Consider the following 25424-nt stretch of genomic DNA (forward strand, 5'->3'; position numbering starts at 1 on the left):
TCAAGAACTTCCCAACCTGTGGAGCTAAGGAGAATTGAACTCCTGACCTCCTGCATGCCATGCAGGCGCTCTACCAACTGAGCTATAGCCCCGTGCTTCGTTCCGCCCGGTTTCCCCGGCGGCTCCGCCAACATTACACGGTCCTCCCCCTGCCTCACCAAATCGTTTCCGGTCTGGCCCGGTACAGCCCGATTCGGGCACTACTGTCAGCCGTCGTGACCGTGATCGCGTTCGCCGCCGCCCGCCGTCGTGTGCCCCTCGCCGCCGGGGTCTGCCTGCTCTCCTTCGCGGCCTTCTGGCTGGCGCAGCGCGCCGCCGAGGTGTCCATGATCGACCTGATGGTCTACCGCGCCGAGGGCGAGACCGTGCGGGCGGGCGGCGACCTGTACGCACTGCGCACCACCGAGGCCCATCTGCCGACCACGTACCCGCCGTTCGCTGCGCTCCTGTTCACGCCTCTGACGCTGCTGGACACGGCGGCCATGCGGACCCTCGCGACCGTCGGCAACCTGCTGCTCCTCGTCGCCTTCGCGCACCTCTCCTTGCGGCTGATCGCCCCCCACGCGCGCGTGGGGGCCGCCCTGTGGGTGGCCGCGCTCGCCGTCTGGGCGGAGCCGGTGTGGACGACGCTGCGGTACGGGCAGATCAATCTGCTCCTGGCCGTCCTGGTGCTGTGGGACCTGACCCGGCGCCCCGGCGGCCCCGGTCACCGCTGGGCGGGCGTGGGCATCGGCCTGGCGGCGGCGATCAAGCTCACGCCCGCGCTGTTCGCGGTGTTCCTGCTCCTCGCCGGGGTCGCCGAGGCGGCGCGGAACGGCCATTGGCGGCCCCCCGTGCGCCGCGCGTGCGTGGGGGTCGCGGCCTTCGCCGGTGCGACGGCCCTGGCCGCGGCCGTCCTGCCGTACGACTCGCGCCGCTTCTGGACCCGGATGGTCTTCGAGGCGGGCCGGGTCGGGTTCCCCGAGGACACCGCGAACCAGTCGCTGCGCGGGGTGCTCGCGCGGCTCCTGCACACGCCCGAGCCCGGCCTGTGGTGGGCGGCGGGCGCCGCCGTCGCCGGAGCCGCGGGGCTCGGGGTCGCCGTGGCGGCGGCGCTGCGCGGGGAGCGGGACTGGGCGGCCGTCTCGTGCGCGGCGACGGCGCTGCTGGTCAGCCCGGTGTCGTGGTCACACCACTGGGTGTGGTGCGTGCCGATGGCGCTGCTGCTCGGACGGGAGGCGCTGCGGTGGGGCGGGCGGGTCCGCTGGACGGTCGCCGGGGCCGTCGGCCTGGTCTTCTGCTCGTACGCCCTGTGGTGGGTGCCGCACGGGGCGGGGCGCCTCGAACTCGCCCAGGAACACGGCGAGATGGCGCTCTCCGCGCTCTACGCGCTGAGCGCCGTCACCTTCCTCGGGGCCGCGGCGCTCAGGCCGTGGCGAACGAATAGAAGCGTTTGAGCGTGCAGTGCTCGTCGAGCAGACGGCCGTAGATCGGCTCGCCCTCGAGCTCGCGGTACGTCTCGATCGGATCGCCCTTTATGATCAGCGCCCGCGCGCACTCCTCGCACCAGTACTGGTAGTCCGCATTGACCGGTTCCATGTCGCGGACGATCGGCGTACCACTGCCGCACCAGTCGCACTTTCGCCTGTGTGCACCCATCGATCAGCTCCAGCTGTGGCCGCAGGCCGTGCACACGTAGGAGACACCGCCGTTGTCGCCGAGGACCTGGGCGACGTGGGAGGAGCCGCAGGACGGGCAGTTCAGAAACGTGCCTTCACGACGTATCACTGCCTTGCCGGGGAGGTTGCCGACCTCCCCGAGGATGCTCGCAGGCATCACGTCTCCCTCCCGACGGGCCACCCTCGGTGAATCGCAGTCCCCTTCCGGCCGTCCGATTCTGCCACGGCGCGAGCGACCCGGTCAGCGACGCAGTCGTACCAGTCCGGACACGACGCCCAGGACCGCCGCCCCCGCCAGCGCGTACGCGCACACCAGGAGCGCATCTGCGGAGCCGTACGCCCCCTGAACCCCGTGCGCCTCAAGCCTGTTCAAGAAGAGGGCACCGAAGACCGCGACGCCGATGAGCTGGCCGAGCTGGGTGACCGTGGCGAGCAGGCCGCTGGCGTCGGCCGCGTCTTCGGGGCGCACCGTCGAGAGCGCGCGCGTGAGGGCCGGGCTGAAGGCGAGAGCGAGGCCCGCTCCCGTACCGGCGAAGGTCGCGTACACGGCCGGGCCGATGCCGCCGCCGTCCCGCAGCAGCAGCCCCATCGCGGCGACCGACACGGTGGTGAGCACGAACCCGCCAGGAATCAGGGCCCGTTGGACCGCGGCCGGCCAGTGCCGCCAGGTGAGCCCGACGGCGCCGAAGACCACCGCCGTCGGCGCGAAGGTGAGCCCGGCGCGCAGCGCGCTGTAGCCGAGGCCGCTCTGGAGGTGCAGCGTGAGCACGAACAGGAAGCCGCCGTTGACCGCCATCACGGCGCCGATCCGGAACACCGCGAGCCCCATGCCCGGCACCCGGAGCACCCGCGGCGCGACCAGCGGCGCCCCGCCGCGCCGGGCAAGGCGGGACTCGTACGCGCAGAACAGGGCGAAGACGGCCCCGGACCCGGCCAGCGAGAGCCACGACCACAGTGGCCAGCCCTCCTCCTGGCCGAGCACCAGCGGCACCGTGAACAGCGAGACCGCGGCGCCGAGCAGCACGAGCCCCGGCAGGTCGAGCCCGCGCGCCCGCTCTCGCTCCTCCGCACGGTCGCGCGGCAGCACCCGCCGCCCGAGGAACAGCAGGGCCACCCCGACCGGCACGTTCACCAGGAACACCGGCCGCCACCCGGCCCCGAACAGGTCGGCGCTGACGAGGACTCCGCCGACGACCTGCCCGGCGGCGGCCCCGGTCGCGAGCACCGCCGAGTACGCGCCGAGGGCCTTCGCACGGGCCTCTCCGGTGAAGTTGCGCTGGATCAGGCTGAGCACCTGGGGGATCAGCAGCGCCGAACCGGCGCCCTGCGCAAGGCGGAACGCGATCAGCTCGCCGGTGCCCCGGCTGAGCCCGCAGGCGAGCGAGGCCGCGGTGAACAGGGCGAGCCCGACGAGGTACATGCGCCGGTGCCCGACGAGGTCGCCGAGGCGCGCGCCGGTGATCAGGAGCACCGCGTACGCGATGGTGTAGCCGGCGATGACGAGCTGCAACTCGGCGCCGGACGCGTGCAGTTCGGCGCCGATGGTGGGCGCCGCGACATTGACGATGAAGACGTCGAGCAGCGCCATGAACTGGGCGCCGAGCACCACCGCGAGCAGCCGCCCGGGCCGCCGCCCGGGGCCGTTGTCAGTGCCAGGGTCTTTACTGGGTGCGGGAGTTGATCCGGCGGATGCCGGAGGGGTGGTCGTTGTCATGGCGTCGAGCCTGGCGGCGACCGGACACGGGTACCGAGAGCCCGCTGATGCTGGTACTGCCAGCACCTGGCAGCGCGCGGGACGGGCACCGACGATGGACCGATGGGGGATGTGACGACGTTGGCCACGACACAGCGACGCAGGCCGGAGCTCGCCGCCTTTCTGCGCACCCGCAGGGCGCGGGTCACACCGGCCGACGTGGGCATGCCGCCGGGCCTGCGGCGCCGCACCCCGGGGCTGCGCCGCGAGGAGGTCGCCCAGCTCTCCGGCGTCGGCGTGACCTGGTACACCTGGCTGGAGCAGGGCCGCCCCATCAACGCCTCGGCGCAGGTCCTGGACGCGGTCGCCCGCACCCTCCGCCTCGATCAGCCCGAGCGCGAGCACCTGTACCACCTGGCCGAGGTCCCCTGCGCCCCGCTCCTGGGCGCCCCCACACAGAAGGTGGGCCCGGAGATCCAGGGCGTCCTCGACGCCCTCGACCCCCACCCGGCGGTGGTGTACAACACGCGCTACGACGTCCTGGCCACCAACCCCGCCTACCGCGACCTCTTCGCCGTCCAGCCGGCCGAGCTGATGGGCGTTCCGAATGTGCTGTGGTCCCTGTTCACGGTCCCCGAGCCGGTCTGCCCCCTGGTCTTCCGGGACGCGGAGCTGCCGATGATGGTGGCGACGCTGCGCAGCGCGTACGGACGGCATGTGGGCGAGCCCGCCTGGGAGCGGTTCATCGAGCAACTCTCCACGGCCAGCGCGTACTTCGCCGAGCTGTGGGAGAGCGGCGACGTCACACCGCCGGGCGCCCGAGTGAAGACGTTCCGGCATCAGGCCGTCGGCGAGCTCCGCATGACGTCGGTCTCGCTGTCCATCGACGGACTGCAGGAGTGCCGGATCGTGACGTACACGCCGGACGACTTCGAGAGCCGCGAGCGGATGGCGAAGCTGCGGACGCTCCGGGAGACGCTGTGGCCCGCCTAGCTGCGCCCCGCCCGGGGACCACAAGCAGAAATCCCGCCCCCTGCCGGGGACGGGATTCCATAAGACGTGGAGCTAAGGAGAATTGAACTCCTGACCTCCTGCATGCCATGCAGGCGCTCTACCAACTGAGCTATAGCCCCTTGCGTTCTTCCGTTCCCCCCGCTTGGCGGGGCGAACAAGAAGAACTTTAGCCTGCGACCAGCCAGAAAGTGAAATCCGGGTCCCGGGCCCTCAGCGGGCCGCCCGCACCCGGCCTGACCAGGCCCTAGTCGTCGTCCCCGAGCACCGGCTCGGGGAGCGTGCCCGCGTTGTGCTCCAGGAGGCGCCAGCCGCGCGCGCCCTGGCCGAGGACCGACCAGCAGCAGTTGGAGAGGCCGCCGAGGCTCTCCCAGTGGTGGGAGTCCAGGCCGAGAAGGCGGCCGATCGTCGTGCGGATCGTGCCGCCGTGGCTGACGACGACCAGCGTCCCGTCCTGCGGGAGCTTCTCGGCGTGCCGCAGGACGATGGGGGCGGCCCGGTCGGCCACCTCCGTCTCCAGCTCGCCGCCGCCGCGGCGCACCGCCTCACCGCGCTTCCACGCGGCGTACTGCTCGCCGAAGCGGGCGATGATCTCGTCGTGCGTGAGGCCCTGCCACTCGCCGGCGTAGGTCTCCCGCAGGGCCTCGTCGTGGGTGACCTCAAGGCCCGTGATGGCCGCGAGCTCGCCCGCCGTGGCGGCCGCGCGCTTGAGGTCGGAGGCGATGATCGCGTCCGGCTCCAGGGAGGCGAGGAGGCGGGCGGCCCGGCGGGCCTGGGCGACGCCCGTCTCGGTCAGCTCGATGTCCGTCGAGCCCTGGAAGCGGCGCTCCAGGTTCCAGGACGTCTGGCCGTGCCGCCACAGGATGACGCGGGGGCCGCGGGCGCCGCTCAACGCAGCTCCCCGTCCAGGTCGGCTGCCTCCTCCGCGGCCTGCTGCTCGGCGTGGGCGGCGGCCTTGCCGCGGGTCGCCTTGGCGTCCGCGGGCAGCTCGATCTCGGGGCAGTCCTTCCACAGGCGCTCGAGCGCGTAGAACACACGCTCCTCGCTGTGCTGGACGTGCACGACGATGTCCACGTAGTCCAGCAGGATCCAGCGGGCGTCGCGGTCGCCCTCGCGGCGGACCGGCTTGGCGCCGAGCTGCTTGTTCAGCTGCTCCTCGATCTCGTCCACGATCGACTTGACCTGGCGGTCGTTGGGCGCGGAGGCGAGCAGGAAGGCGTCCGTGATCGAGAGGACGTCGCTGACGTCGTACGCGATGATGTCGTGCGCGAGCTTGTCGGCGGCCGCCTGCGCGGCGACGGTGATGAGCTCGGTGGAGCGGTCCGTAACGGTCACTGGTGAGCTTTCCTTCGGCTGGTCGATACTCCCCAAGGGTCTCACGGACCGCCGACAGCGCCCCAGGCGATTACGTCACCGGCCCCGCACGGGGGCGCGCCACCGCCCCCGCACACCGTTCGTCGCCGGGCTCACCGCGTCTTGTAGTCCTGGCCGAGGACCACCGACACATCCGCGTTCGCCGCCGTCCTGCCCTTGCGGACCGCGCTCGCCGGGAGGCCGAGGGTCTTGGCGACCTCGGAGGCCGACTCCTTCTGCTTCGCGTCCGCGTAGGTCACCCGCGAGGCGGCCTGGGCGGCGGAGCCCGTGCCCGCGTCGACGAAGGTGTAGCCGCCGTTGACGAGGGAGACCCGGGCGCCTTCCTCCGCGCCCTTGGCGCCGGTCGCGTTCTGGACGCCGACCCGCACGGCCGCGCCCTTGTCCGGGCTCTTCACCGCGCCGCCGAGCACATCCTTGACCACGCTCGCGCTGGCCTTCTCCGTGAGGGTGCCGTCCTGGCGTACCGGAAGGAGAGCCGTCGTGTAGTCGCCGCCCTTCGCGCGGTCGGCGAGCTTGGCGAGGAAGGCGCCGAGGTCCTTGTCCGTCAGCGAGGGGTCGAGGACCTGCGCGAGCGACTGCACGGTGGTCGTGGCGGCCTGCTGGTCGGAGGAGAGCTTGCGCAGGACGCCCTGCAGGACCTGGCCGAACCGGGTCAGCTGCGCGTTCTCGGACTCTCCGGGCGCGCGGTAGGTGGCGTACGCGACGGCCATCGGGCCGCTCAGCGTCTGCTGCTCGCCCTTCTTGACGAGGGGGGCCTCGCCCTTCTTCTTCGCCTTCGGGTCCGGCACGTCCGCGTTCGTGTTGATGTCGATGTTGCCGACGAGGTCGACGAGGTTGTTGAGGTAGGGGGTGTCCAGCCGCCAGGTGCCCTCGACCTTGGTGCCGAGCAGGGTGTCGATCGACTCGCGGGTGCCGCTGGAGCCGTCGTCGTCCACGGACTTGCCGAGCGTCGTGGCGGCGCCGTCGTCGTCGGTCACGGACAGCGCGTTGGGGAGCAGGACGGTGGTGCCCTGCCCGGTGGTGGTGTTGTTCACGAGCAGGGCGGTGGAGGTGCCGCCGCCCTTGGTGTTGTGCAGGTGGATCACGACGACGTCGCGGTTCTGCGGACCGGCCGCCGCGGCCCCGCCGGAGTCGCTGTCCGACTGGCCGGGCAGCTTGCCCGCGTACCAGAGGTAGCCGACGCCGCCGACCGCGACCAGGGCGAGGACCACGACCAGCGCGATCAGCCGGGAGCGGCCGCGCCGCTTGGCCTCCTCGCGCCGCTCGCTGCGGCTCTCGGTGAACTTCAGCCAGTCGATGACGTCTTCGGAGTCGTCGTCCGGCTCCTCGATGAAGGAGAACTGCTCGGTGCGGTAGTCGCGCTCCGGACCGGCCGCGGGCCCGGGTTCAGGTTCGGGCTCGTGGCGCCGAGGGGCCTCCTGCGGCTGCTGGTGCGGCTGCTGCGGGGGCGACTGGTGGGGCTGGTGCGAATGCTGGTGCGGCTCGTGCGGCTGCTGCTGCGGGATCCAGCCGGTCTGCTGCTGCTCGTACGGCGGGTAGGAGCCGGTGTCGTACGCGGGCTGGGTACCGGTGTCATACGCGGGCTGGGTGCCCGTGTCGTACGGCGAGGGGGCGGCCGTCGGCTGCGTGCCGGTGGCGTACGGGTCGTAGCCGTACCCCTGGGGCTGCTGCTGTGGCTGGGGCTGCTGTGCCTGCTGCTGCCCGGCGTACGGGTCGTACGCGGGCGGCTGCTGGGGCTGCTGGTGTTGCTGGGGCTGCTGCTGGACCTGCTGGTACACCGGCCGCCCGTACTCGTCGTACCCGACGACCTGGTACTGATCAGCCGCGTACTCCCCCGCATACGGGTCGCCGCCCGCGTACGGGTCGTACTGTCGGTCGTTCACCGGTGCCCCTCTCGGCTCACTCGCCGCGGTACAGCTCGCGCTTGTCGATATAACGCACCACACCGTCCGGTACCAGGTACCAGACGGGATCCCCCTTGGAGACCCGCGCACGGCAGTCCGTGGACGAGATCGCCAGGGCCGGCACCTCCACGAGCGAGACTCCGCCCTCGGGCAGCCCCGGGTCGGCCAGCGTATGGCCGGGACGGGTGACTCCGATGAAGTGCGCCAGTGAGAACAGCTCTTCGGTGTAGCGCCAGGTGAGGATCTGGCCGAGCGCGTCGGCGCCCGTGATGAAGAAGAGGTCCGTGTCGGGGTTGAGGGTGCGCAGGTCGCGCAGGGTGTCCGTGGTGTACGTGGGGCCGCCGCGGTCGATGTCGATGCGGCTCACCGAGAACTGCGGGTTCTCGGCGGTCGCGATGACCGTCATCAGATAGCGGTCCTCGGCAGGAGAGACCTCTTTGTCGCTCTTCTGCCACGGCTGCCCGGTCGGCACGAACACCACCTCGTCGAGGTGGAACTGCGCGGCGACCTCGCTGGCCGCCACCAGGTGTCCGTGGTGGATGGGGTCAAACGTTCCGCCCATGACGCCGAGGCGGCGCTTGCCCTTGCTCGCCGGGCCGGCACCGGGGCCGGTAGGCATGTCCTGCTCTCCCATGCGTGCAGACCCTACCGGCCCGGCGGACGGGCTCTCGTTCTGCCCGGTTGAACGGTGAACCCGGTTCAGCGGTCCCGGTTGAAGCGCGTGGTGATCCACAGCAGCAGAAGCAGGACGGCGAGGGCGCCGCCACCGGTGAGATACGGGCTGAGGCTTTCGTGGTTGCCGCCGTGCTCGCCGCCCTCGGAGGCGAGGGTGGCCAGCTGGGCGGCGGTGCTGTGGAGGCTCATCGTCAGCAGGACCTATCCGGGGTGATGGGATGTGGGATCTGTGGGATCGGTGAGATCGGGATTACAGACTTGCGGCCCATCGTAAGCGGGGGCCGTGCTCCGGCTCACGCCGACTCAGCTGTTGCGGTCACCCGGGGAGTTGCCGGGTGCGGCGTCCGGCCCCTGTGCAGAAGCCGCGGGCTCTTGCGCGCCCCCGTTCGCGGACCCCTGCGCGCCTCCGTTCGCGGACCCCTGCGTGCCCCCGTCGCGGTAGCCCCGCAACAGGAACCAGCCGACCAGGACGCAGCCGACGACCATGACGATCAGCACGACGCGGAGCAGGTTGCCCGGCCCCTGATGCCCTGTCGCCTTGGCGGCCTCGGTGACCCAGGCGGCTGCGGGGGTGTACTCCATGACGGACGACTCCTTCTGTGGCTGCCCTGTCACGGTATCTCCGCCTAGGCTGGGGCCAGCCTCGGGGGCCAGAGGAGGACCAGACATGGGGGATGCGGCATGACCGACGACAACCACGGCGGCTCGGGCAGCGGCCACGAGAGCGTGCCCAGCAGGCAGCGCAGGCGCTTCCCGGGGATCTCCTCACGGGCGTACGAGCATCCGGCGGACCGCTCGGCCCTGGTCGCCCTGCGCAAGCTCAGCGGCTTCGACACGGTCTTCAAGGCGCTCAGCGGGCTGCTGCCCGAGCGGAGCCTCAGGCTGCTGTTCCTCTCGGACTCGGTGCGGGTCTCGGACGCGCAGTTCGCGCACCTCAACACCATGCTGCGGGACGCCTGTTACATCCTGGACCTGGAGAAGGTCCCGCCGATGTACGTGAACCAGGACCCGGTGCCGAACGCGATGTGCATCGGCCTGGACGAGCCGATCATCATCGTCACCACGGGCCTCGTCGAGCTGCTCGACGAGGAGGAGATGCGCGCGGTCGTCGGCCACGAGGTGGGCCACGCCCTGTCCGGCCACTCCGTCTACCGCACGATCCTGCTGTTCCTCACCAACCTCGCCCTGAAGGTGGCGTGGATCCCGCTGGGCAACGTCGCGATCATGGCGATCGTGACGGCGCTGCGCGAGTGGTTCCGCAAGTCCGAGCTGTCGGCGGACCGCGCGGGCCTGCTGGTCGGGCAGGACCTCCAGGCGTCGATGCGCGGCCTGATGAAGATCGCGGGCGGCAACCACCTGCACGAGATGAACGTGGACGCGTTCCTGGAGCAGGCCGAGGAGTACGAGGCGGGGGGCGACCTGCGCGACTCGGTCCTGAAGATCCTGAACGTGCTGCCGCGTTCGCACCCCTTCACCACCGTGCGCGCCGCCGAGCTGAAGAAGTGGGCCGCGACCCGCGACTACCAGCGGATCATGGACGGCCACTACCCGCGCCGCGACGAGGACAAGGACACCTCGGTCTCGGACTCCTTCCGCCAGTCCGCGGCGAGTTACGCGAGCGACGTGCGCAGCAGCAAGGACCCGCTGATGAAGCTGGTCACCGACATCGCGGGCGGCGCGGGCGACCTGGGCGGCAAGCTGCGCGGGAAGTTCACGGGCGGCGCGGCCGGCGGCTCCGCCAACTCCGGTGGCTCCGGTGGATCGGGCAACTCCGGTCCGGACACGGGCAGTTCGGACCCCGGCTCCGGCAACTCCCCGGAGGACGGGGGCAAGTAGCCGCGACGGGCGCAAGGAGCTACCGCGACAGCGAAGGCTGGGCGGCGGGCGCGAGCGCACCGCAGAGCGCGGTCGCGGCGCCCGTCGCGTACGGGTCCGTACCGGCCGGGCCGCCCGCCGTCGCGTGTTCCCCGGCGAGCAGCGGCCGCAGCCGCGCCGTCGAGTCCGCCGAGCAGGACAGCGGCCCCGCCTGCGCGGCCGAGCCGAACAGCTCGGTCTGGCGCAGCCGCAGGTCGTCGCGGTCGAAGCGGAAGTGCAGCTCGCGGCGGAGGGTGAACAGCGAGACCGGCCCGGTGCGCGTGCCCGCGGGCCGCAGGGCGTAGACGAAGGTGTGGTCCGAGACGACCTCGAGGGTGTTCTTGTCGGTCTCGGCGATGCGCAGGGTGCCCTGGACGCGGATGCCGGGGTCGGCGAGCTCCACCCGCCGCGGGTCGAAGCGCACCAGCCAGCCGGTGGGGGCGTGCCGCCCGTCCGCCGCGGGGTGCCGGAAGCTCTCGTCGAACTGGTCGAGCAGTTCGGGGTCGAGCAGGATCCGCGCGGAGCGCACCGAGTCGCCGGTGAGCACGTCCGGGTCGAGGGAGGACTCGACGAGGTAGTCCTTGGCGGTGGTCAGGGCGGCCACGACCTGGCCGTCCGAGAAGTGCGCCGTGCGCCGGGCCGCCGGGAGGTTGATGCCGCTGGCGCCCACCCGGAACTCCTTGGCGGGGCTGTGCGCGTACAGCTCGGCGGCCTGCGCGGCACCGGGCACGGCGCCGCGCGGGGCGAGCGGCACGACGGTCATCCGCAGCGGTTCGGGTCGCCGGGCCGCCGGGGACTGGTAGGGGTGGCGGACGCCCATGTAGATCGCGGTGCCGAAGGCGACGGCGATCAGGATGACGAGGATGACGGCCTGCCGGGAGAGGCTCTTGCGCAGGCCCGGGCGGCGGCGCACCGCGCGCGCGTGGTCCCCCATGCGCTCCTGCGCGGAGAACTCCTGGAGCCGGGCAGCGCGGACGAACGACTCGTCGAAGACGACGGATCCGTACTCGTCCTCACCACCGCCGGGTGCGCCTTCGGGGGTCCCCGCAGGTGGTTCTCCTGGGCCGCCCATACCTTCAGGGTAGGTCTCCGGGCCGTCAGGTAAACGCCCTGGTACACGACAAGTTCCGACAACTCTTCACGCGGGCCGGTCAGGGGGTGCGGGGCACCGCGGAGACCGGTGGCGGGCCGTACTCCGCGGAGGCCGAGGGGCTGTCCGAGACGGTCGGCGAGACGCGGTCCTGCTGCTCGGAGGCGGGCGGCGGCACCTGGTCCTCGCGGCCGGACGAGGCTCCCCGGTAGACCGCGGTGAAGGCGAGGGCGACCATGCCGATGCCCATGAGCAGGGCGAGCATCCACGCTATGGGGCGCTGCCAACGGATGTGGGAGCCATAGCCCTTGGCGCGGGCGTACTCCTCGGGGTCCAGGTCGCGCTCGTAGAAGTCGTCGGCACTGTCGTAGTCGCGGCCGAACTCGCCGGTGCCGTCCGGGCCGTAGCCGTCCTCGTACAGCTCGTCGTCGCCCGGGTCGTGGCCGGATCGTGTGTGGGCGCGGCGGGCCTCCGCCTCGGACGCCTCGGCGCGCGCCTGGGCAGCGGCCAACAGCCGCTCCACCGCGGTGGGTTCATGGATCTCGGCGGCCCGCACGAAGTCCTCGTCGAAGACCACGGAGGCGAACTCTTCGTCCGCACCCCCGCGGTCGCGCTCGTCGTCGGGCTCCCAGCCGTCAGGGAACGACGGCGTGCCCCCCACGTCCTCCGGCACCCTTCCAGCCTAGACCCGGAAGGGGCAATTTGGGCAGACGGTAAGGGAATTCAGGGGTTGCTACGAGGTTCCGGACGCAACGGCGGAGGATCAGCGGGTGTGGCCGTCGCCGGTGACGATGTACTTCGTCGACGTGAGCTCGGGCAGCCCCATCGGGCCGCGTGCGTGCAGCTTCTGCGTGGAGATGCCGATCTCGGCGCCGAAGCCGAACTGGCCGCCGTCCGTGAACCGCGTCGAGGCGTTCACCGCGACCGTCGTGGAGTCCACGAGCTGGGTGAAGCGGCGGGCGGCCTGCTGCGAGGTGGTGACGATCGCCTCGGTGTGCCCGGAGGTCCAGCGCCGGATGTGCTCCACGGCGCCCTCCAGGGAGTCCACGACGGCGGCCGCGATGTCGTACGAGAGGTACTCGGTCTCCCAGTCCTCCTCGGTCGCGGGCACGACGGTGGCCTTCGAGCCGGGGGCGTACGCCCCGACGCGCGCGTCGGCGTGGACGGTGACGCCCGCCTCGGCCAGGGCGTCCAGGGCGCGCGGCACGAAGGCGTCGGCGATGTCCTGGTGCACCAGGAGGGTCTCGGCGGCGTTGCAGACGCTGGGGCGCTGCGCCTTCGAGTTCACGAGGATGTCGACGGCCGTGTCGAGGTCGGCGTCCGCGTCCACGTAGACATGGCAGTTGCCGGTGCCGGTCTCGATGACCGGGACGGTGGACTCCTCCACGACGGTCTTGATCAGCGAGGCGCCGCCGCGCGGGATGAGCACGTCCACGAGCCCGCGGGCGCGCATCAACTCCCGTACGGAGTCCCGGGATTCACCCGGCACGAGCTGCACGGCGTCGGCGGGCAGACCGGCCTCCGCCACGGCGCCCCGAAGGACCTTCACCAGTGCGGTGTTCGACTCGTACGCCGACGAACTGCCGCGCAGCAGCACCGCGTTGCCCGACTTGAGGCAGAGCGCGGCGGCGTCCACCGTCACGTTCGGCCGGGCCTCGTAGATGATGCCGACGACGCCGAGCGGGACGCGGACCTGGCGCAGGTCGATGCCGTTCGGCAGGGTCGAGCCGCGGACGACCTCGCCGACCGGGTCGGGCAGCGCGACGACGTCCCGTACGTCCGAGGCGATGGCGGCGACGCGCTCCGGGGTGAGCGTGAGCCGGTCGATGACGGTCTCGCTGGTCCCGGCCGCACGCGCGCGGGCGGTGTCCTCGGCGTTGGCCTCGACGACCTCGGCGGTGCGCGCTTCCAGGGCGTCGGCGATCGCCAGAAGGGCGGCGTCCTTCGCGGCGCGCGGCAGCGGCGCGATCACCGCGGCGGCGTCCCGCGCGCGGTGGGCGGCCTGGGCTACGGGCGAGAGAGTGTCGTCGTACGAGGTCATGGGGGCAGGGTAATGGGCCCGCGGGCGGGCGCCGAGCGGGTTTCCAGTCCCCGAGACGGGGTGGCCGACAGGGGCCAGCGGGTCAGAACGGGTGCACGCCGACCGGGGTGGCCGGCTGCGGACCGTAGCCCTCGGCGATGCGGTGGTGGTACGTGTCCCGGTCGATGACCTCGAGGCCGACGATCTCCCACGGCGGCAGCTGGGCGCTCTGCCGGTGCTCGCCCCACAGGCGCAGGGCGACGGCGGCCGCGTCGTGCAGGTCGCGGGCCTCTTCCCAGTAGCGGATCTCGGCGTGGTCCTGGGCGTAGCGGCTCGTCAGGAGAAAGGGGTGGTCGTGGGCGAGCTGTTCGAGGCCGCGCCTGACCTCCTTCAGCGGGGCCTCGGCGCCCGAGACGCTCAGGGTGACGTGCCACAGGCGGGGCGCTTCCACGGTGTCGCCCTCCTGGCTCTCCTCCGTGCTGCTGCCTGAGCTCTCCCGCGCACCGGCGTACGCCGCCCCCGTGGCGACGCTCGTCAGCGCGGCCCGCTCGCCGGGCCCGCGGGACGCCGCCCCTTGGCGTACTCGTCTCACGACGGCCTCCTTTACGCGATGGTGGTGCCGATACGCAACGGTGCTGCGGAACTCGAACTGCTTGCAACAAAGTTGAGCAGGCCAAGAGCTCTCGCGGGGCAGTTTTGGGGAGTTTCACCTCGCAGAGGCCGCCCCACACCTGCATTCGCAGCGATTTTCGGCCGGGAGCCGAGGGATCCAAGGGCCCCAGGGGTGCCGCAGGGATCCCTCAGGGAAGTGCCGGAGATCTTCAGGGACGGGTCAGGGGCCTTCAGGGACGGGCCAGGCGCCTTCAGGGGTGCAGCAGCGCCAGATCGTCCCGGTGCACGACCTCCCGCTCGTACGCCGGTCCGAGCTCCCGGGCGAGTTCGCGGGTGGAGCGCCCGAGCAGCCGCGGGAGCTCCTTCGCGTCGAAGTTCACCAGGCCGCGCGCGACCGCGCGGCCCGACGTGTCCCGCAGCTCGACCGGGTCGCCCGCGGTGAACTCGCCCTCCACGGCGGCGATCCCCGCGGGCAGCAGCGACTTGCGGCCCTCGACGACCGCGCGCACCGCCCCGTCGTCGAGCGTGAGGGCGCCGCGCGGCTCGGAGGCGTAGCGCAGCCACAGCAGGCGGTCGGCGGAGCGGCGGCCCGTGCTGTGGAAGTACGTGCCGGTGTCGCGGCCCGCGAGGGCGTCGGCGGCCTGGCTCGCGGAGGTCAGCACGACGGGGATCCCGGCGGCGGCGGCGATCCCGGCGGCCTCCACCTTGGTGACCATGCCGCCGGTGCCGACCCCGGCCCTGCCCGCGCTGCCGATCTTCACGTGCGCTATGTCGGCGGGGCCGCGCACCTCGCCGATGCGGGAGGTGCCGGGCTTGGCGGGGTCCCCGTCGTAGAGCCCGTCCACGTCGGAGAGGAGGACGAGGAGGTCGGCGCGGACGAAGTGGGCGACGAGGGCGGCGAGCCGGTCGTTGTCGCCGAAGCGGATCTCGTCGGTGGCCACCGTGTCGTTCTCGTTCACCACCGGGAGCGCGCCCATGGCCAGGAGCTGGTCGAGGGTGCGCGAGGCGTTCTGGTGGTGCGCCCGGCGCGCCATGTCGTCGGAGGTGAGCAGCACCTGCCCCACGCGTACGCCGTAGCGCGCGAAGGAGGCGGTGTAGCGGGCCACCAGGAGGCCCTGGCCCACGCTGGCGGCAGCCTGCTGGCGGGCGAGGTCCTTGGGGCGCCTGCGCAGGCCGAGCGGGGCGAGCCCGGCGGCGATGGCGCCGGAGGAGACGAGCACGACCTCGCGCTCTCCCCCGCTGCGGCTTTTGGCCAGTACGTCGACCAGGGCGTCAACGCGGTCGGCGTCCAGGCCCCCCGATGCGGTGGTCAGGGATGAGGACCCGACCTTGACGACGACCCGGTGGGCCTCTGCCACTGACTGCCTTGCCCCTGTCACACGCTTCCCCAGTTGCTCACATTTGCGCTTAGGGCCTGCAATCTACGCGAGTGCGCGCACGGGGCGCCCGCGCATTTCGAGGGGCGGACGGCGACCGTTCCCGAGGTAAAAATGGCCGCTTCGGTTCATTACCTTTGCCCCTGTATCCGGTGATAGTGGTCACGGAAGATTGCTCCGGAGCCACCGGGCGTCATACGGTCAGTGGTCGACTTCCCCCCTGTCCATCCTGCCCATCCCCCCGCCAGGAGCCCAGCCCGTGCCCTCAGCCGGACTCGCCCCCCGTCGCATCGTGCAGCTGTCCGCGCTGCTCGCGATGTTCGCGCTCTTCACGGCCCAGCTCGTGACCGCGCTGCTGCCGTACGTCCCGGTGTTCATCGCCGCGTCCGCAGCGAACCTCGCACTCGATGTCTACCTGCAGTACAAGCAGCCGGGACTGCTCTCGCTCCTCAGCAAGATCCGCTTCGACGTGACCGTGCGGCAGCTCCTGCGCGACATGCTCGTCCTGGTCGGCCTGCTGCGCATCGACGGCATCGAGCCGCTGGCCGAGCAGTCCCCGCTGACGATCGCGCTGCTCGCCTTCTACGTGCTGCACTTCTGCTGCCACGCGGCCGCGGTCCTGGTGCGCCGCACCCGCTCGCTGCCGATCGTCACGCGCAACATCGACGCGTCCGCGCTGCGCCTGAGCGCCGCCCCGCCGCGGATCCTGTCCCGCCGGCAGGGCCACCGCCTGCTGCTGTTCTCGATCCCCACGACCGTCGGCCTGCTGATCACGGCGGCGACCACCGACGCCTACTGGGGCGGCATCGGCCTCGGCATCTCCATCGCCCTGCTGGCCGGCGGCACCTTCTACCTCGCCACCTGGCTGCTCCCGAAGAAGCGCGCGAAGAACGCCGAGCAGGTCATGCAGTGGCTCGACAAGTGGCTCGCCGACTACAAGCCGACCGTCGCGATGTACTTCTCCGGCGGCACGACCTCCGCGTACCAGGCGAACATGTGGCTCTCCACGCTCTCCGCGGTCGACGGCAACCCGCTGATCGTGCTGCGTGAGCGCTTCATGGTGCAGAAGATCGACGCGACGGACGTCCCGATCATCTGCTTCCCGAAGGTCGCCACGATGTTCTCCCTGGAGACGTCGACGCTGAAGATGATGCTGCACCCGGCGAACGCCGCGAAGACCTCGCAGGTCCTGCGCATCCCCTCGATCAAGCACGCCTTCATCAACCACGGCGAGAGCGACAAGCTCTCCTCCTGCAACCCGTACGCGAAGGCGTACGACCAGGTCTGGGTCGCGGGCCCCGCCGCGCGCGACCGCTACCAGCTCGCCGACATCGGCGTCGAGGACAAGGACGTCGTCGAGGTGGGCCGCCCGCAGCTCTCCCCGATCCGCCCGTACACGGGGGCGCCCACGAGCCCGTACACGACCGTCCTGTACGCCCCCACCTGGGAGGGCTGGGACGGCAACCCGGGCAACACCTCGGTCGTCCTCGCGGGCGAGAACATCGTCCGCGCGCTGCTCGCCGACCCCAAGGTCCGCCTCCTGTACAAGCCGCACCCGATGACCGGCTCGCAGGACCCGCGCGCGGGCGCCGCCAACGAGCGCATCAAGGCGATGATCGCCGAGGCCAACACCAAGCGCTCCGGCGCCCGGCCCGGCCCCGAGGCCGCCGCCGAGCTGACCCGCCGCGCCGCCGAGCTCGACGAGCTGACCCGGACGGCGTTCCGCAAGAGCTCCGACGAGATGGAGCGGATGCTGCTGCAGGGCAGCCCGAAGGGCGACCGCCAGCGGGCCGTGGCCGAGGCGACCGCCGCCTGGGAGGCCGCGTACTGGGCCTCGTTCCCCGAGTGGGAGCACCAGATCGTCACCGGCCCCCGCCCGGCGATCTTCACCTGCTTCAACGCCGCCGACCTGCTGATCAGCGATGTCTCCTCGGTCGTCTCGGACTGGCTGAGCAGCGAGAAGCCGTACGCGGTGGCGAACACCTCCGGGATGTCGGAGGCCGAGTTCCGCGCGGGCTTCCCGACGGTGCGCGCGGCGGCGATCCTGTCGCCGTCGGCCGAGGGCGTCCCGGCGCTCCTGGAGTCGGTGCGCAACCCCGCCACCGACCCGTACGCGGAGGACCGGGCCGAGCTCAAGGAGCACCTCCTCGGCCCCTCGGACCCGCCGTCCCTGGCCCGCTTCAACGCCGCGGCCCTGGCCCTGTGCGAGCAGGCCGACGAGCGCCGCCTGCGCATGGAGGCCCGCCTCGGCGCCGGCATCCCCGGCCAGCGCACCGCCGAGGAGGCGGAGGACGCGGCGCGGGAGGCCGCTCAGGACGCCGCCATGGACAGCGGCGCGGACAACGGCGCGGAGGACTCGGTCACCGCGTAGTCCCGCGCGGTCCCGTCGTGCGGTAGCACCCAGTAGGTACGGGAAAGGCCCCCAGAGCGATTCTGGGGGCCTTTCCCGTACGCGGGAGGGTCCTGGGGGAGGTCTACCGGAGCCGTCGGCTCCCGGCCCTCCTAGAACGGCTCAAAGTCGTCGTACTCGCGCTGGGCCTCGTCCCGCTCGGCCTCGCGGTCCTTGCGGCGCTGCGCGGCCGGGCGCGGGGCCTCCAGGCGGTGGTCCTCGCCGCGGCGGCCGAGCATCTCGGCGCCGGCCTGCATCGTGGGCTCCCAGTCGAAGACGACCGCGTTCTCCTCGGGGCCGATGGCGACGCCGTCGCCGGAGCGTGCGCCCGCCTTCATCAGCTCGTCCTCGACGCCGAGGCGGCTGAGCCGGTCCGCGAGGTAGCCGACGGCCTCGTCGTTGTTGAAGTCGGTCTGGCGCACCCAGCGCTCGGGCTTCTCGCCGCGCACGCGGAAGAGCGGCTCGCCGCCGATCTCCTCGCGGGTGACCGTGAAGCCGGAGTCGTCGACGGCCTTGGGGCGGATGACGATGCGGGTCGCCTCCTCCTTCGGCTTGGCCGCACGGGCCGCGCCGACCAGCTCGGCGAGCGCGAACGACAGCTCCTTGAGGCCCTTGTGGGCCACCGCGGAGACCTCGAAAACGCGGTAGCCGCGCGCCTCCAGGTCGGGCCTGACCAGGTCGGCGAGGTCCTGTCCGTCCGGCACGTCGATCTTGTTGAGGACGACGAGGCGCGGCCGGTTCTCCAGGCCCGCGCCGTACTGCCGCAGCTCCTCCTCGATGACGTCGAGGTCGGAGACGGGGTCGCGGTCGGACTCCAGGGTGGCGGTGTCCAGGACGTGCACGAGGACGCTGCACCGCTCGACGTGGCGCAGGAACTCAAGGCCGAGGCCCCGGCCCTGGCTGGCGCCCGGGATGAGCCCCGGCACGTCGGCCACGGTGTAGACGGTCGAACCGGCCGTCACCACGCCCAGGTTGGGGACGAGCGTCGTGAACGGGTAGTCCGCGATCTTCGGCTTGGCGGCGGAGAGCACCGAGATCAGCGAGGACTTGCCCGCGCTCGGGTAGCCGACGAGCGCCACGTCCGCGACGGTCTTCAGCTCCAGGACCACGTCCCGCGTCTCGCCCGGCTCACCGAGCAGCGCGAAGCCGGGGGCCTTGCGCCGGGCCGAGGCGAGGGCCGCGTTGCCGAGGCCGCCGCGGCCGCCCTGGCCCGCGACGAAGGTGGTGCCCTGGCCGACCAGGTCCGCCAGCACGTTGCCCTGCTTGTCGAGGACGACGGTGCCGTCCGGGACCGGCAGGACCAGGTCCTGGCCGTTCTTGCCCTCGCGGTTGTCGCCCGCGCCCGGCTGGCCGTTGGTGGCCTTGCGGTGGGGGCTGTGGTGGTAGTCGAGGAGCGTGGTGACGTCCTGGTCGACGACGAGGATCACGTCACCGCCCCGACCGCCGTTCCCGCCGTCGGGCCCGCCGAGCGGCTTGAACTTCTCCCGGTGCACGGAGGCACAGCCGTGGCCTCCGTTACCCGCGGCGGCGTGCAGCTCGACGCGGTCCACGAAGGTGGTCATGGTTGGTGCCTCCAGTTACGCAAGTTACGTACGTACGAAATGTCTCAACTACAACACACGAAGGGCGGACCCTCTTCCCGTACGGAATCCGTACGGGAAGTGAGGTCCGCCCTCGCGAAGAACCTGTTCTACGGAAGCCTGAGTCAGGCGACCGGAACGATGTTCACGACCTTGCGGCCACGGTGGGTACCGAACTCCACCGCACCGGCGTCCAGCGCGAACAGGGTGTCGTCCTTGCCGCGGCCGACGCCCGAGCCCGGGTGGAAGTGGGTGCCGCGCTGGCGGACCAGGATCTCACCGGCGTTGACGACCTGACCGCCGAAGCGCTTCACGCCGAGCCGCTGAGCATTGGAATCGCGACCGTTCCGAGTGGACGATGCGCCCTTCTTGTGTGCCATCTTGTCTCAGTCCCTTACTTCGCAGCCGTGGGGATGCCGGTGACCTTGATCGCCGTGTACTGCTGGCGGTGACCCTGGCGACGGCGGTAGCCGGTCTTGTTCTTGTAGCGAAGGATGTCGATCTTCGCGCCCTTGTGGTGGTCCACGACCTCGGCCTGGACCTTGATGCCGGCCAGCACCCACGGGTCGCTGGTCACGGAGTCGCCGTCGACGACGAGCAGGGTCGAGAGCTCGACCGTGTCGCCCACATTGGCGGTGGAAATCTTGTCAACCTCAACGATGTCGCCGACAGCAACCTTGTGCTGGCGACCACCGCTGCGCACGATGGCGTACACGCGGGACTCTCTCTCGCTCGGAACGGATCCCCGCAGTCCAGCCGCCCGCGAGAAAGCGGACGGCCTCTCCCCCGGCCTGAGCCAGGGGAGGAAATAGGTTTACGAGGGTGCGGCAGTCCATGTGGACACGCCGACGGTCAAGGTTACGGGGCCCGCCCTGAAGGGTCAAACCGGCCCTTGACCAGCTCAGGTCTTGGGATTCTCGCCGTCCGGCGGCAGCGGCTTCACGCCCTTGCACAGATCGGTGGTGTCGGCCTTGCCCGGCCAGGCCACCGCCTTCGCCCGGTCGAAGTGGGCGCGGTAGGTGTCGTGCACGCCGTCGTCGTCGACCTTCACGATCGCCTCGTCGTTCTCGCGCAGCGCCGGGGCCGTGAAGTTCTGCGAGCCGGTGAAGGAGATCTTGTTCCGCTTGCCGTCGTACACGCCGTCGATGAGCAGGTACTTCGTGTGGATGATGTACGGCGTCGTGAGCTTCTGCCCGGGGTGCAGCGGGTCCCGGTCGTCGTTGAAGCAGCGCAGCGTGGGACCGCCGGACTTGTGCAGGGTCTCCCAGGTGCCGGGGGTGCCCTGGCTCTTCTTGCTGTCGGTCTCGGCGTAGACGAGGTCCACGGAGCAGCCGGCCTTCTTCAGGGAGACCAGCTTGTCGGCGATCTGCTTGCGCGTGACCTTGAAGATGGCGGCGCGGACCTTGGTGCGCTGCTTCACGCCGTGCGCGTCCTTGTAGGTGCAGCTCACGTTGTTCAGGACCGAGTACATGGTGTCGGTCTCGTTCACCGAACCGTCGCGCGGGAAGAAGTACGCCTTGTAGAGGCCGCTGCTGACCGTGCGGTAGTCCCAGTCCCGCCAGCGCTTGCCGACCATCTCCCTGAAGTAGTCCGCGTACGCGTCGTACATCGTCGGGTTGTTCGGCAGCAGCAGCGCGTCGTTGAAGAACTTCGTGTGTGCCGAGGGCGTCGAGTTCGACGTGGTCTGCACGACGACGTCCTTGGCGCCCTCGACCTCCGAGAACAGCCAGAACTTGTTGTGCATGATCGACTGGCCGTACTTGGGGTCGCCCAGGCAGGACTTGTGCGGCGGGCAGAGCGTCACGAAGGACGACTTGGCCGGATCGGTGCCGAGGGCCTCGGCGAGCGTGGCGTACGAGGTGTTCGTGGGCCGGTCGCTCCTGCTGGACTCGTCGAGCAGGATCTGCACGTGCACGCCACGGTTCTTGGCGTTCACCAGCGCGTCGACGACCGTGGCTTCCCATACGTGGTAGACCGCGACCTTGATCGTCGAGCCCGGCTTGGCGGCGTCGGTCAGCTGGAGCAGCCGGGTGCGTATCGCGTACTGGTGGTCGGCGTCGCCCTTCGGGTCGTTGAAGACCGGGCCCTCCGGCCACGCCTGCGCGGTGTCCTGCGCGATGTCGGCCTCGGCGGTGCCCACGGCGCCGACGGCCTGGATCCCGGCGGCCGACAGGACGGTGGCCAGGGCCACGGCCCGGCGCCCGGTCGCGGTCGGCTTCGTCGCACGGTGCCTGCCCGTGCCTCTGAGACGCGGCAGCGTCATCGGTGTTCCCTCCCCTGGCGCGGCCGCGTGATCTCCCCAACCCCCGCGTACGCGCCGTGTGTTGTTCTGCCTGTGTTGTACACCATTCGCCACAGCCGGGGCAGGGCGCATCACGTCATCCGGTGCGCCCTGCACGCACCGGTGCCCCTGGCCGACGCATTCCGTCGGCCAGGGGCACCGTGGTACTGCCGTACTGCCTACCGGTCGGCTCAGCCCTCGTCGGCCGAGGCCGAGACGCCGGAGAGCGTGGGCTGCTCCGCCGCCGCGGTCTTCTTCGACGCCGACTTGGTGGTCTTCGCCGCCTTCTTTGCCGTCGTCGTCTTCTTGGCGGCGGTCTTCTTGGCAGCCGTCTTCTTGGTGGCTGCCTTCTTGGCCGTCGCCTTCTTGGCGGTCTTGCGCGCCGTCTTCTTGGCGGGCGCCGCCTCCTCGGCCTCGGCCTTCACCTCAGCCTTGTCATCGGACTCGGACTGCTCGGCCTCGGCCTTGTCCTTGTCGGCCGACGCCACGACCACGACGGCCGTGTCCTCGGACGCGGTCGGCGCCGCGGTCTTGCGGACCGCGCGACGCCGCGGACGGGCCGGGGCCGCGGCCTCGGCGGGCTCCTCGGCGACGGGCTCCGCCACCGGCTCGGCGACGGGCTCGGCCTCCTTGGCGACCGGCTCGGGCTCGGCGGGGGTCACGACCTCCGCGGCCTCCGCCGACTTCGGCGAACCGGCCGGGGCCGACGCCTTGCGGGTCGCACGCCGGCGCGTACGCCCCTTGGGCGCGGCGTCGTCGGCCGCGGGAGCCTCGGCCGGGGCCTCGGCGGCCACCGGCTGCTCGGGCTCGACGGGCGCCTCCGCCTTCGGGGCTTCCGCCTTCGGAGCCTCAGCCTTCGAAGCGGCCTTCTGCTCGGCCTTCTTCCCGGACTTCTTCTCCGCCTTCGCGGCCTTCTCCGGCTTCTCAGCCGTCTCCGGCTGCTCGGACTCGGCCTTGGGGGCCCCGGCCGGAGCCGACGCCCTGCGGGTCGCACGGCGGCGCGAGCGGCCACCACGGGACGCGGCGGCCTCGGCCTCGGCGGCGCTGCTGTACAGCTCCTCGTCCGGTACGAAGTCGGGCTCGGGCAGCGCCACCGGAGCGGCGGCCTCCGCCGCGACCTCGGCCTCGGTCTCGACGGCCTCGGCCGTCTCGGTGGCAGCGGCCTCGTGCGTGTGCTCGTGACCGTGGTCCGAGCCGCCCCGGCCGCCGCGCTTCTTGCGCTTGCCGCCGCCACCCTGGGAGGTGGGCTGCTCCATGTGCACGATCACGCCGCGGCCGTTGCAGTGGACGCAGGTCTCGGAGAAGGACTCGAGCAGACCCTGGCCGACGCGCTTGCGCGTCATCTGCACCAGACCCAGCGACGTCACCTCGGCGACCTGGTGCTTGGTCCGGTCCCGGCCCAGGCACTCCAGCATCCGCCGCAGGACCAGGTCCCGGTTGGACTCCAGGACCATGTCGATGAAGTCGATGACGACGATGCCACCGAGGTCGCGCAGCCGCAGCTGGCGCACGATCTCCTCGGCCGCCTCGAGGTTGTTCCTCGTGACGGTCTCTTCGAGATTGCCGCCCTGACCGGTGAACTTGCCGGTGTTGACGTCGATCACGATCATGGCTTCGGTCTTGTCGATCACCAGCGAACCGCCGCTGGGCAGCCAGACCTTGCGGTCGAGCGCCTTCATCAGCTGCTCGTCGATCCGGTACGTCGCGAAGACGTCGACCTCGGACGTCCACTTCTGGAGCCGGTCCGCGAGGTCGGGGGCGACGTGCGAGACATAGCCGTGGATGGTCTGCCACGCCTCGTCGCCGCTGATGATGACCTTGGAGAAGTCCTCGTTGAAGATGTCGCGGACGACGCGGACGGTCATGTCCGGCTCGCCGTACAGCAGGCTCGGCGAGCTGGTGGAGGTCGCCTTCGCCTTCTTCTGGATGTCCTCCCACTGCTGCTGCAGCCGCTCGACGTCACGGCGCAGCTCGTCCTCGCTCGCGCCCTCGGCGGCGGTGCGCACGATGACGCCCGCGTCCTCGGGGACGATCTTCTTGAGGATGGTCTTCAGACGCGCGCGCTCGGTGTCGGGCAGCTTGCGGCTGATGCCGGTCATCGACCCCTCGGGGACGTAGACCAGGTAGCGGCCGGGCAGCGAGACCTGGCTGGTCAGGCGGGCGCCCTTGTGGCCGATCGGGTCCTTGGTGACCTGAACGAGGACCGACTGGCCGGACTTGAGGGCGGACTCGATGCGGCGCGGCCCGTTGGCCATGCCGAGCGACTCGAAGTTGACCTCGCCCGCATACAGGACGGCGTTGCGGCCCTTGCCGATGTCGATGAAGGCGGCCTCCATCGACGGCAGGACGTTCTGCACCTTGCCGAGGTACACGTTCCCGACGTACGAGGTCGACTGCTCCTTGTTGACGTAGTGCTCGACGAGCACGTTGTCCTCGAGGACGCCGATCTGGGTGCGGTCGCCGTTCTGGCGGACGATCATCTCGCGGTTGACGGCCTCGCGGCGCGCCAGGAACTCCGCCTCGGTGATGATCGGCACCCGGCGGCGGCCCTGCTCGCGCCCCTCGCGGCGACGCTGCTTCTTGGCCTCGAGACGAGTGGAGCCCTTGATGGACTGCACCTCGTCCGACGGCGCGTCGTCCGAGGACTTCTTGGCGCGCGGCTCACGCACCTTCACGACCGTGCGCTCGGGGTCACCGGCGCCCGGCTCGCCGTCGGCCGAGTCACCGGCGCGACGGCGGCGGCGCCGGCGCCGGCGGCTGCTGCTGGAGCCGGACCCCGAGGACTCCGACTCGGCGTCGCCGTCCTCGGCGTCCTCCGCGTCCTCGTCGGCACGCTCGGCGGTGTCGGCGCCCGCCTCCGCGTCCTGCTCGGCGGCGTCGCCGTCGGCGTGCTGGTCCCTGTCCTCGCCGTCCGTCTCGGCGGACTCACCGCGCCTGCGGCGGCGGCCGCCACGGCGACGGCGGCGGCCCTGGCGCTCGCCCGTCTCCTCGGCGTCGCCGTCCTCGGCGGACTGCTGCTCATCGGTCTCGGCCTCGGCCTCGACCTCGGTCTCGGTGTCCTCGTCGGCGGCCTTGGCGGGGGCCTCCTGCGGGGCGGCGGCCTCCTCGTCGGCGGCGCGGCGACGACGACGCGAGCGGCGCGGGGCCTGCTCCTCCTCCGCGGCGGCCGGGGCCTCTTCGGCGGGCGCCTCGGCGGCCTCGGCGGCGGCGGCCGCGGCGGCGCGCTCCGGCGTCTGGAACATCGGCTCGGTGAAGACCGGCGCCTGGAACACCGCGACGGCGGGCCGCTTGGGGCCGCGCCCCGAGTCCTCGGCGTCCTCGTCCCTGGCGGCGCGGGCCTTCTGCGTGGCGGGCGCGGAGAACCCGGCGGCGGCCTTACGGGTGGCACGGCGGCGGGTGCGCGCGGGCGCGGCCTCGGCGGGCTCCTCGGCCTTGGTCTCGGCGGGGGCTGCGGCCTGCTGGGGCTCCGCCTCCTGCGCGGCCTCGGCGGCCTTGGGCTCCCCGGCGGGCGCGGACGCGCTACGGGTGGCACGGCGACGCGAGCGGCGCGGGGCGGCGTCCGCGACAGGCTCGGCGGCGGGCTCGGCCTCAGCGGCAGGAGCGGCCTCAGCGGCGGGCTCGGTCACGGTCTCGGCGGGGGCGGTGGCCTCGGTGGCCGCCGCGGACTGCGGCGCCCCGGCGGGCGCGGAGGCACGACGGGTCGCACGACGGCGCGTGCGCCCGGTGGGCGCGGCCTCCTGTGCGGGCTCGGCGGCGGGCTGCTCGGCCTCGGCCTCGACGGGGGCGGCCTTGGCCGGCTCCTCCTGGGCGGGCGCGGCGGTCTCGTCCCCCTTCGGCGCCCCGGCGGGCGCGCTGGCGCGGCGGGTCGCACGGCGGCGCGGGCGCGCGGCGGGCGCGGCCTCGGCCT

The 25424-nt window shown here is 71.9% G+C and carries 23 protein-coding genes and 2 tRNA genes; 4 read left to right on the top strand and 21 right to left on the bottom strand.

The window, feature by feature from the left end:
• Positions 1 to 19: 19 nt before the first annotated feature.
• Positions 20 to 92, bottom strand: a tRNA-Ala gene (locus ACFWYM_RS21875).
• Between the two features lie 123 nt (positions 93 to 215).
• On the opposite strand from ACFWYM_RS21875, the gene ACFWYM_RS21880 reads away from it, so the two are divergent.
• Positions 216 to 1436, top strand: a complete 1221-nt coding sequence (locus ACFWYM_RS21880; protein ID WP_384839532.1) for a glycosyltransferase 87 family protein — start codon at positions 216 to 218, stop codon at positions 1434 to 1436.
• Here the strand turns inward: ACFWYM_RS21880 and ACFWYM_RS21885 are convergent.
• The 3 genes from ACFWYM_RS21885 to ACFWYM_RS21895 all read right to left on the bottom strand — a co-directional run bounded on the left by ACFWYM_RS21885 (position 1405) and on the right by ACFWYM_RS21895 (position 3372).
• Positions 1405 to 1638: a hypothetical protein gene (locus tag ACFWYM_RS21885; RefSeq protein ID WP_028813478.1), complete on the bottom strand. Its 234-nt coding sequence runs from the start codon at positions 1636 to 1638 to the stop codon at positions 1405 to 1407. The genes ACFWYM_RS21880 and ACFWYM_RS21885 overlap by 32 nt on opposite strands.
• Positions 1639 to 1641: 3 nt before the next feature.
• Positions 1642 to 1815 (bottom strand): hypothetical protein, encoded by a 174-nt coding sequence (locus tag ACFWYM_RS21890; RefSeq protein WP_384839536.1) that lies wholly within the window; start codon positions 1813 to 1815, stop codon positions 1642 to 1644.
• Positions 1816 to 1899: 84 nt separating this feature from the next.
• A complete protein-coding gene (locus ACFWYM_RS21895) occupies positions 1900 to 3372 on the bottom strand; it encodes an MFS transporter (RefSeq protein ID WP_384839539.1) in 1473 nt (490 codons plus the stop codon).
• Between the two features lie 102 nt (positions 3373 to 3474).
• Here ACFWYM_RS21895 and ACFWYM_RS21900 point away from each other — a divergent pair, with 102 nt between their 5' ends.
• Positions 3475 to 4344: a helix-turn-helix transcriptional regulator gene (locus ACFWYM_RS21900; protein ID WP_384839541.1), complete on the top strand. Its 870-nt coding sequence runs from the start codon at positions 3475 to 3477 to the stop codon at positions 4342 to 4344.
• 67 nt (positions 4345 to 4411) lie between these two features.
• Here ACFWYM_RS21900 and ACFWYM_RS21905 read toward each other — a convergent pair.
• The 7 genes from ACFWYM_RS21905 to ACFWYM_RS21935 form a co-directional block, all read right to left on the bottom strand.
• A tRNA-Ala gene (locus tag ACFWYM_RS21905) sits at positions 4412 to 4484 on the bottom strand.
• Positions 4485 to 4609: 125 nt separating this feature from the next.
• A complete protein-coding gene (locus tag ACFWYM_RS21910; protein WP_384839545.1) occupies positions 4610 to 5254 on the bottom strand; it encodes a histidine phosphatase family protein in 645 nt (214 codons plus the stop codon).
• The gene (gene rsfS, locus ACFWYM_RS21915) at positions 5251 to 5697 is read right to left on the bottom strand and encodes a ribosome silencing factor (protein ID WP_384839547.1); all 447 of its coding nucleotides are present in this window, start codon (positions 5695 to 5697) and stop codon (positions 5251 to 5253) included. Before rsfS ends, ACFWYM_RS21910 begins: the two co-directional genes overlap by 4 nt.
• A 131-nt stretch (positions 5698 to 5828) precedes the next feature.
• On the bottom strand, positions 5829 to 7619 hold the full coding sequence (locus tag ACFWYM_RS21920; RefSeq protein ID WP_384839550.1) for an LCP family protein: 1791 nt from the start codon (positions 7617 to 7619) through the stop codon (positions 5829 to 5831).
• Positions 7620 to 7635: 16 nt separating this feature from the next.
• Positions 7636 to 8274, bottom strand: a complete 639-nt coding sequence (nadD, locus tag ACFWYM_RS21925) for a nicotinate-nucleotide adenylyltransferase (RefSeq protein ID WP_384839553.1) — start codon at positions 8272 to 8274, stop codon at positions 7636 to 7638.
• 65 nt (positions 8275 to 8339) lie between these two features.
• Positions 8340 to 8504 (bottom strand): hypothetical protein, encoded by a 165-nt coding sequence (locus tag ACFWYM_RS21930; protein WP_384839556.1) that lies wholly within the window; start codon positions 8502 to 8504, stop codon positions 8340 to 8342.
• A gap of 114 nt (positions 8505 to 8618) precedes the next feature.
• Positions 8619 to 8897 (bottom strand): hypothetical protein, encoded by a 279-nt coding sequence (locus ACFWYM_RS21935; protein WP_384839608.1) that lies wholly within the window; start codon positions 8895 to 8897, stop codon positions 8619 to 8621.
• Positions 8898 to 8996: 99 nt separating this feature from the next.
• Here ACFWYM_RS21935 and ACFWYM_RS21940 point away from each other — a divergent pair, with 99 nt between their 5' ends.
• Entirely contained in the window at positions 8997 to 10151 is a 1155-nt protein-coding gene (locus tag ACFWYM_RS21940) for a M48 family metallopeptidase (protein WP_384839559.1), read from the top strand.
• Between the two features lie 19 nt (positions 10152 to 10170).
• Here the strand turns inward: ACFWYM_RS21940 and ACFWYM_RS21945 are convergent, their stop codons facing one another.
• From ACFWYM_RS21945 to proB, 5 genes are all read right to left on the bottom strand, one after another.
• Entirely contained in the window at positions 10171 to 11241 is a 1071-nt protein-coding gene (locus tag ACFWYM_RS21945) for a hypothetical protein (protein ID WP_384839561.1), read from the bottom strand.
• Between the two features lie 79 nt (positions 11242 to 11320).
• Positions 11321 to 11932 carry a hypothetical protein gene (locus ACFWYM_RS21950; protein WP_384839564.1) on the bottom strand — a complete coding sequence of 204 codons (612 nt, stop codon included), beginning with the start codon at positions 11930 to 11932 and terminating at the stop codon, positions 11321 to 11323.
• A 90-nt stretch (positions 11933 to 12022) separates the two neighbouring features.
• Positions 12023 to 13300: a glutamate-5-semialdehyde dehydrogenase gene (locus ACFWYM_RS21955; protein WP_384839567.1), complete on the bottom strand. Its 1278-nt coding sequence runs from the start codon at positions 13298 to 13300 to the stop codon at positions 12023 to 12025.
• A gap of 82 nt (positions 13301 to 13382) precedes the next feature.
• A complete protein-coding gene (locus ACFWYM_RS21960) occupies positions 13383 to 13871 on the bottom strand; it encodes a hypothetical protein (protein ID WP_384839570.1) in 489 nt (162 codons plus the stop codon).
• Between the two features lie 271 nt (positions 13872 to 14142).
• Positions 14143 to 15270 carry a glutamate 5-kinase gene (gene proB, locus ACFWYM_RS21965; protein WP_384839573.1) on the bottom strand — a complete coding sequence of 376 codons (1128 nt, stop codon included), beginning with the start codon at positions 15268 to 15270 and terminating at the stop codon, positions 14143 to 14145.
• Positions 15271 to 15526: 256 nt separating this feature from the next.
• Here proB and ACFWYM_RS21970 point away from each other — a divergent pair, with 256 nt between their 5' ends.
• Positions 15527 to 17638, top strand: coding sequence for a hypothetical protein (locus tag ACFWYM_RS21970; protein ID WP_384839575.1), 2112 nt, complete (start codon positions 15527 to 15529; stop codon positions 17636 to 17638).
• Between the two features lie 131 nt (positions 17639 to 17769).
• On the opposite strand, the gene obgE is transcribed toward ACFWYM_RS21970, so the two are convergent.
• The 5 genes from obgE to ACFWYM_RS21995 all read right to left on the bottom strand — a co-directional run.
• Positions 17770 to 19218 carry a GTPase ObgE gene (gene obgE, locus ACFWYM_RS21975; RefSeq protein ID WP_384839578.1) on the bottom strand — a complete coding sequence of 483 codons (1449 nt, stop codon included), beginning with the start codon at positions 19216 to 19218 and terminating at the stop codon, positions 17770 to 17772.
• Positions 19219 to 19361: 143 nt separating this feature from the next.
• Positions 19362 to 19616 (bottom strand): 50S ribosomal protein L27, encoded by a 255-nt coding sequence (gene rpmA, locus ACFWYM_RS21980; RefSeq protein WP_010986870.1) that lies wholly within the window; start codon positions 19614 to 19616, stop codon positions 19362 to 19364.
• A 14-nt stretch (positions 19617 to 19630) separates the two neighbouring features.
• A complete protein-coding gene (rplU, locus tag ACFWYM_RS21985; RefSeq protein ID WP_384839581.1) occupies positions 19631 to 19951 on the bottom strand; it encodes a 50S ribosomal protein L21 in 321 nt (106 codons plus the stop codon).
• A 186-nt stretch (positions 19952 to 20137) separates the two neighbouring features.
• Positions 20138 to 21499, bottom strand: coding sequence for a phospholipase D-like domain-containing protein (locus ACFWYM_RS21990; protein ID WP_384839584.1), 1362 nt, complete (start codon positions 21497 to 21499; stop codon positions 20138 to 20140).
• A 209-nt stretch (positions 21500 to 21708) separates the two neighbouring features.
• Positions 21709 to 25424: Rne/Rng family ribonuclease (locus ACFWYM_RS21995; protein WP_384839587.1), on the bottom strand; the 3716-nt coding region annotated here is incomplete at its 5' end.

The organism is Streptomyces sp. NPDC059009, from assembly GCF_042740175.1.
GTDB lineage: Bacteria > Actinomycetota > Actinomycetes > Streptomycetales > Streptomycetaceae > Streptomyces.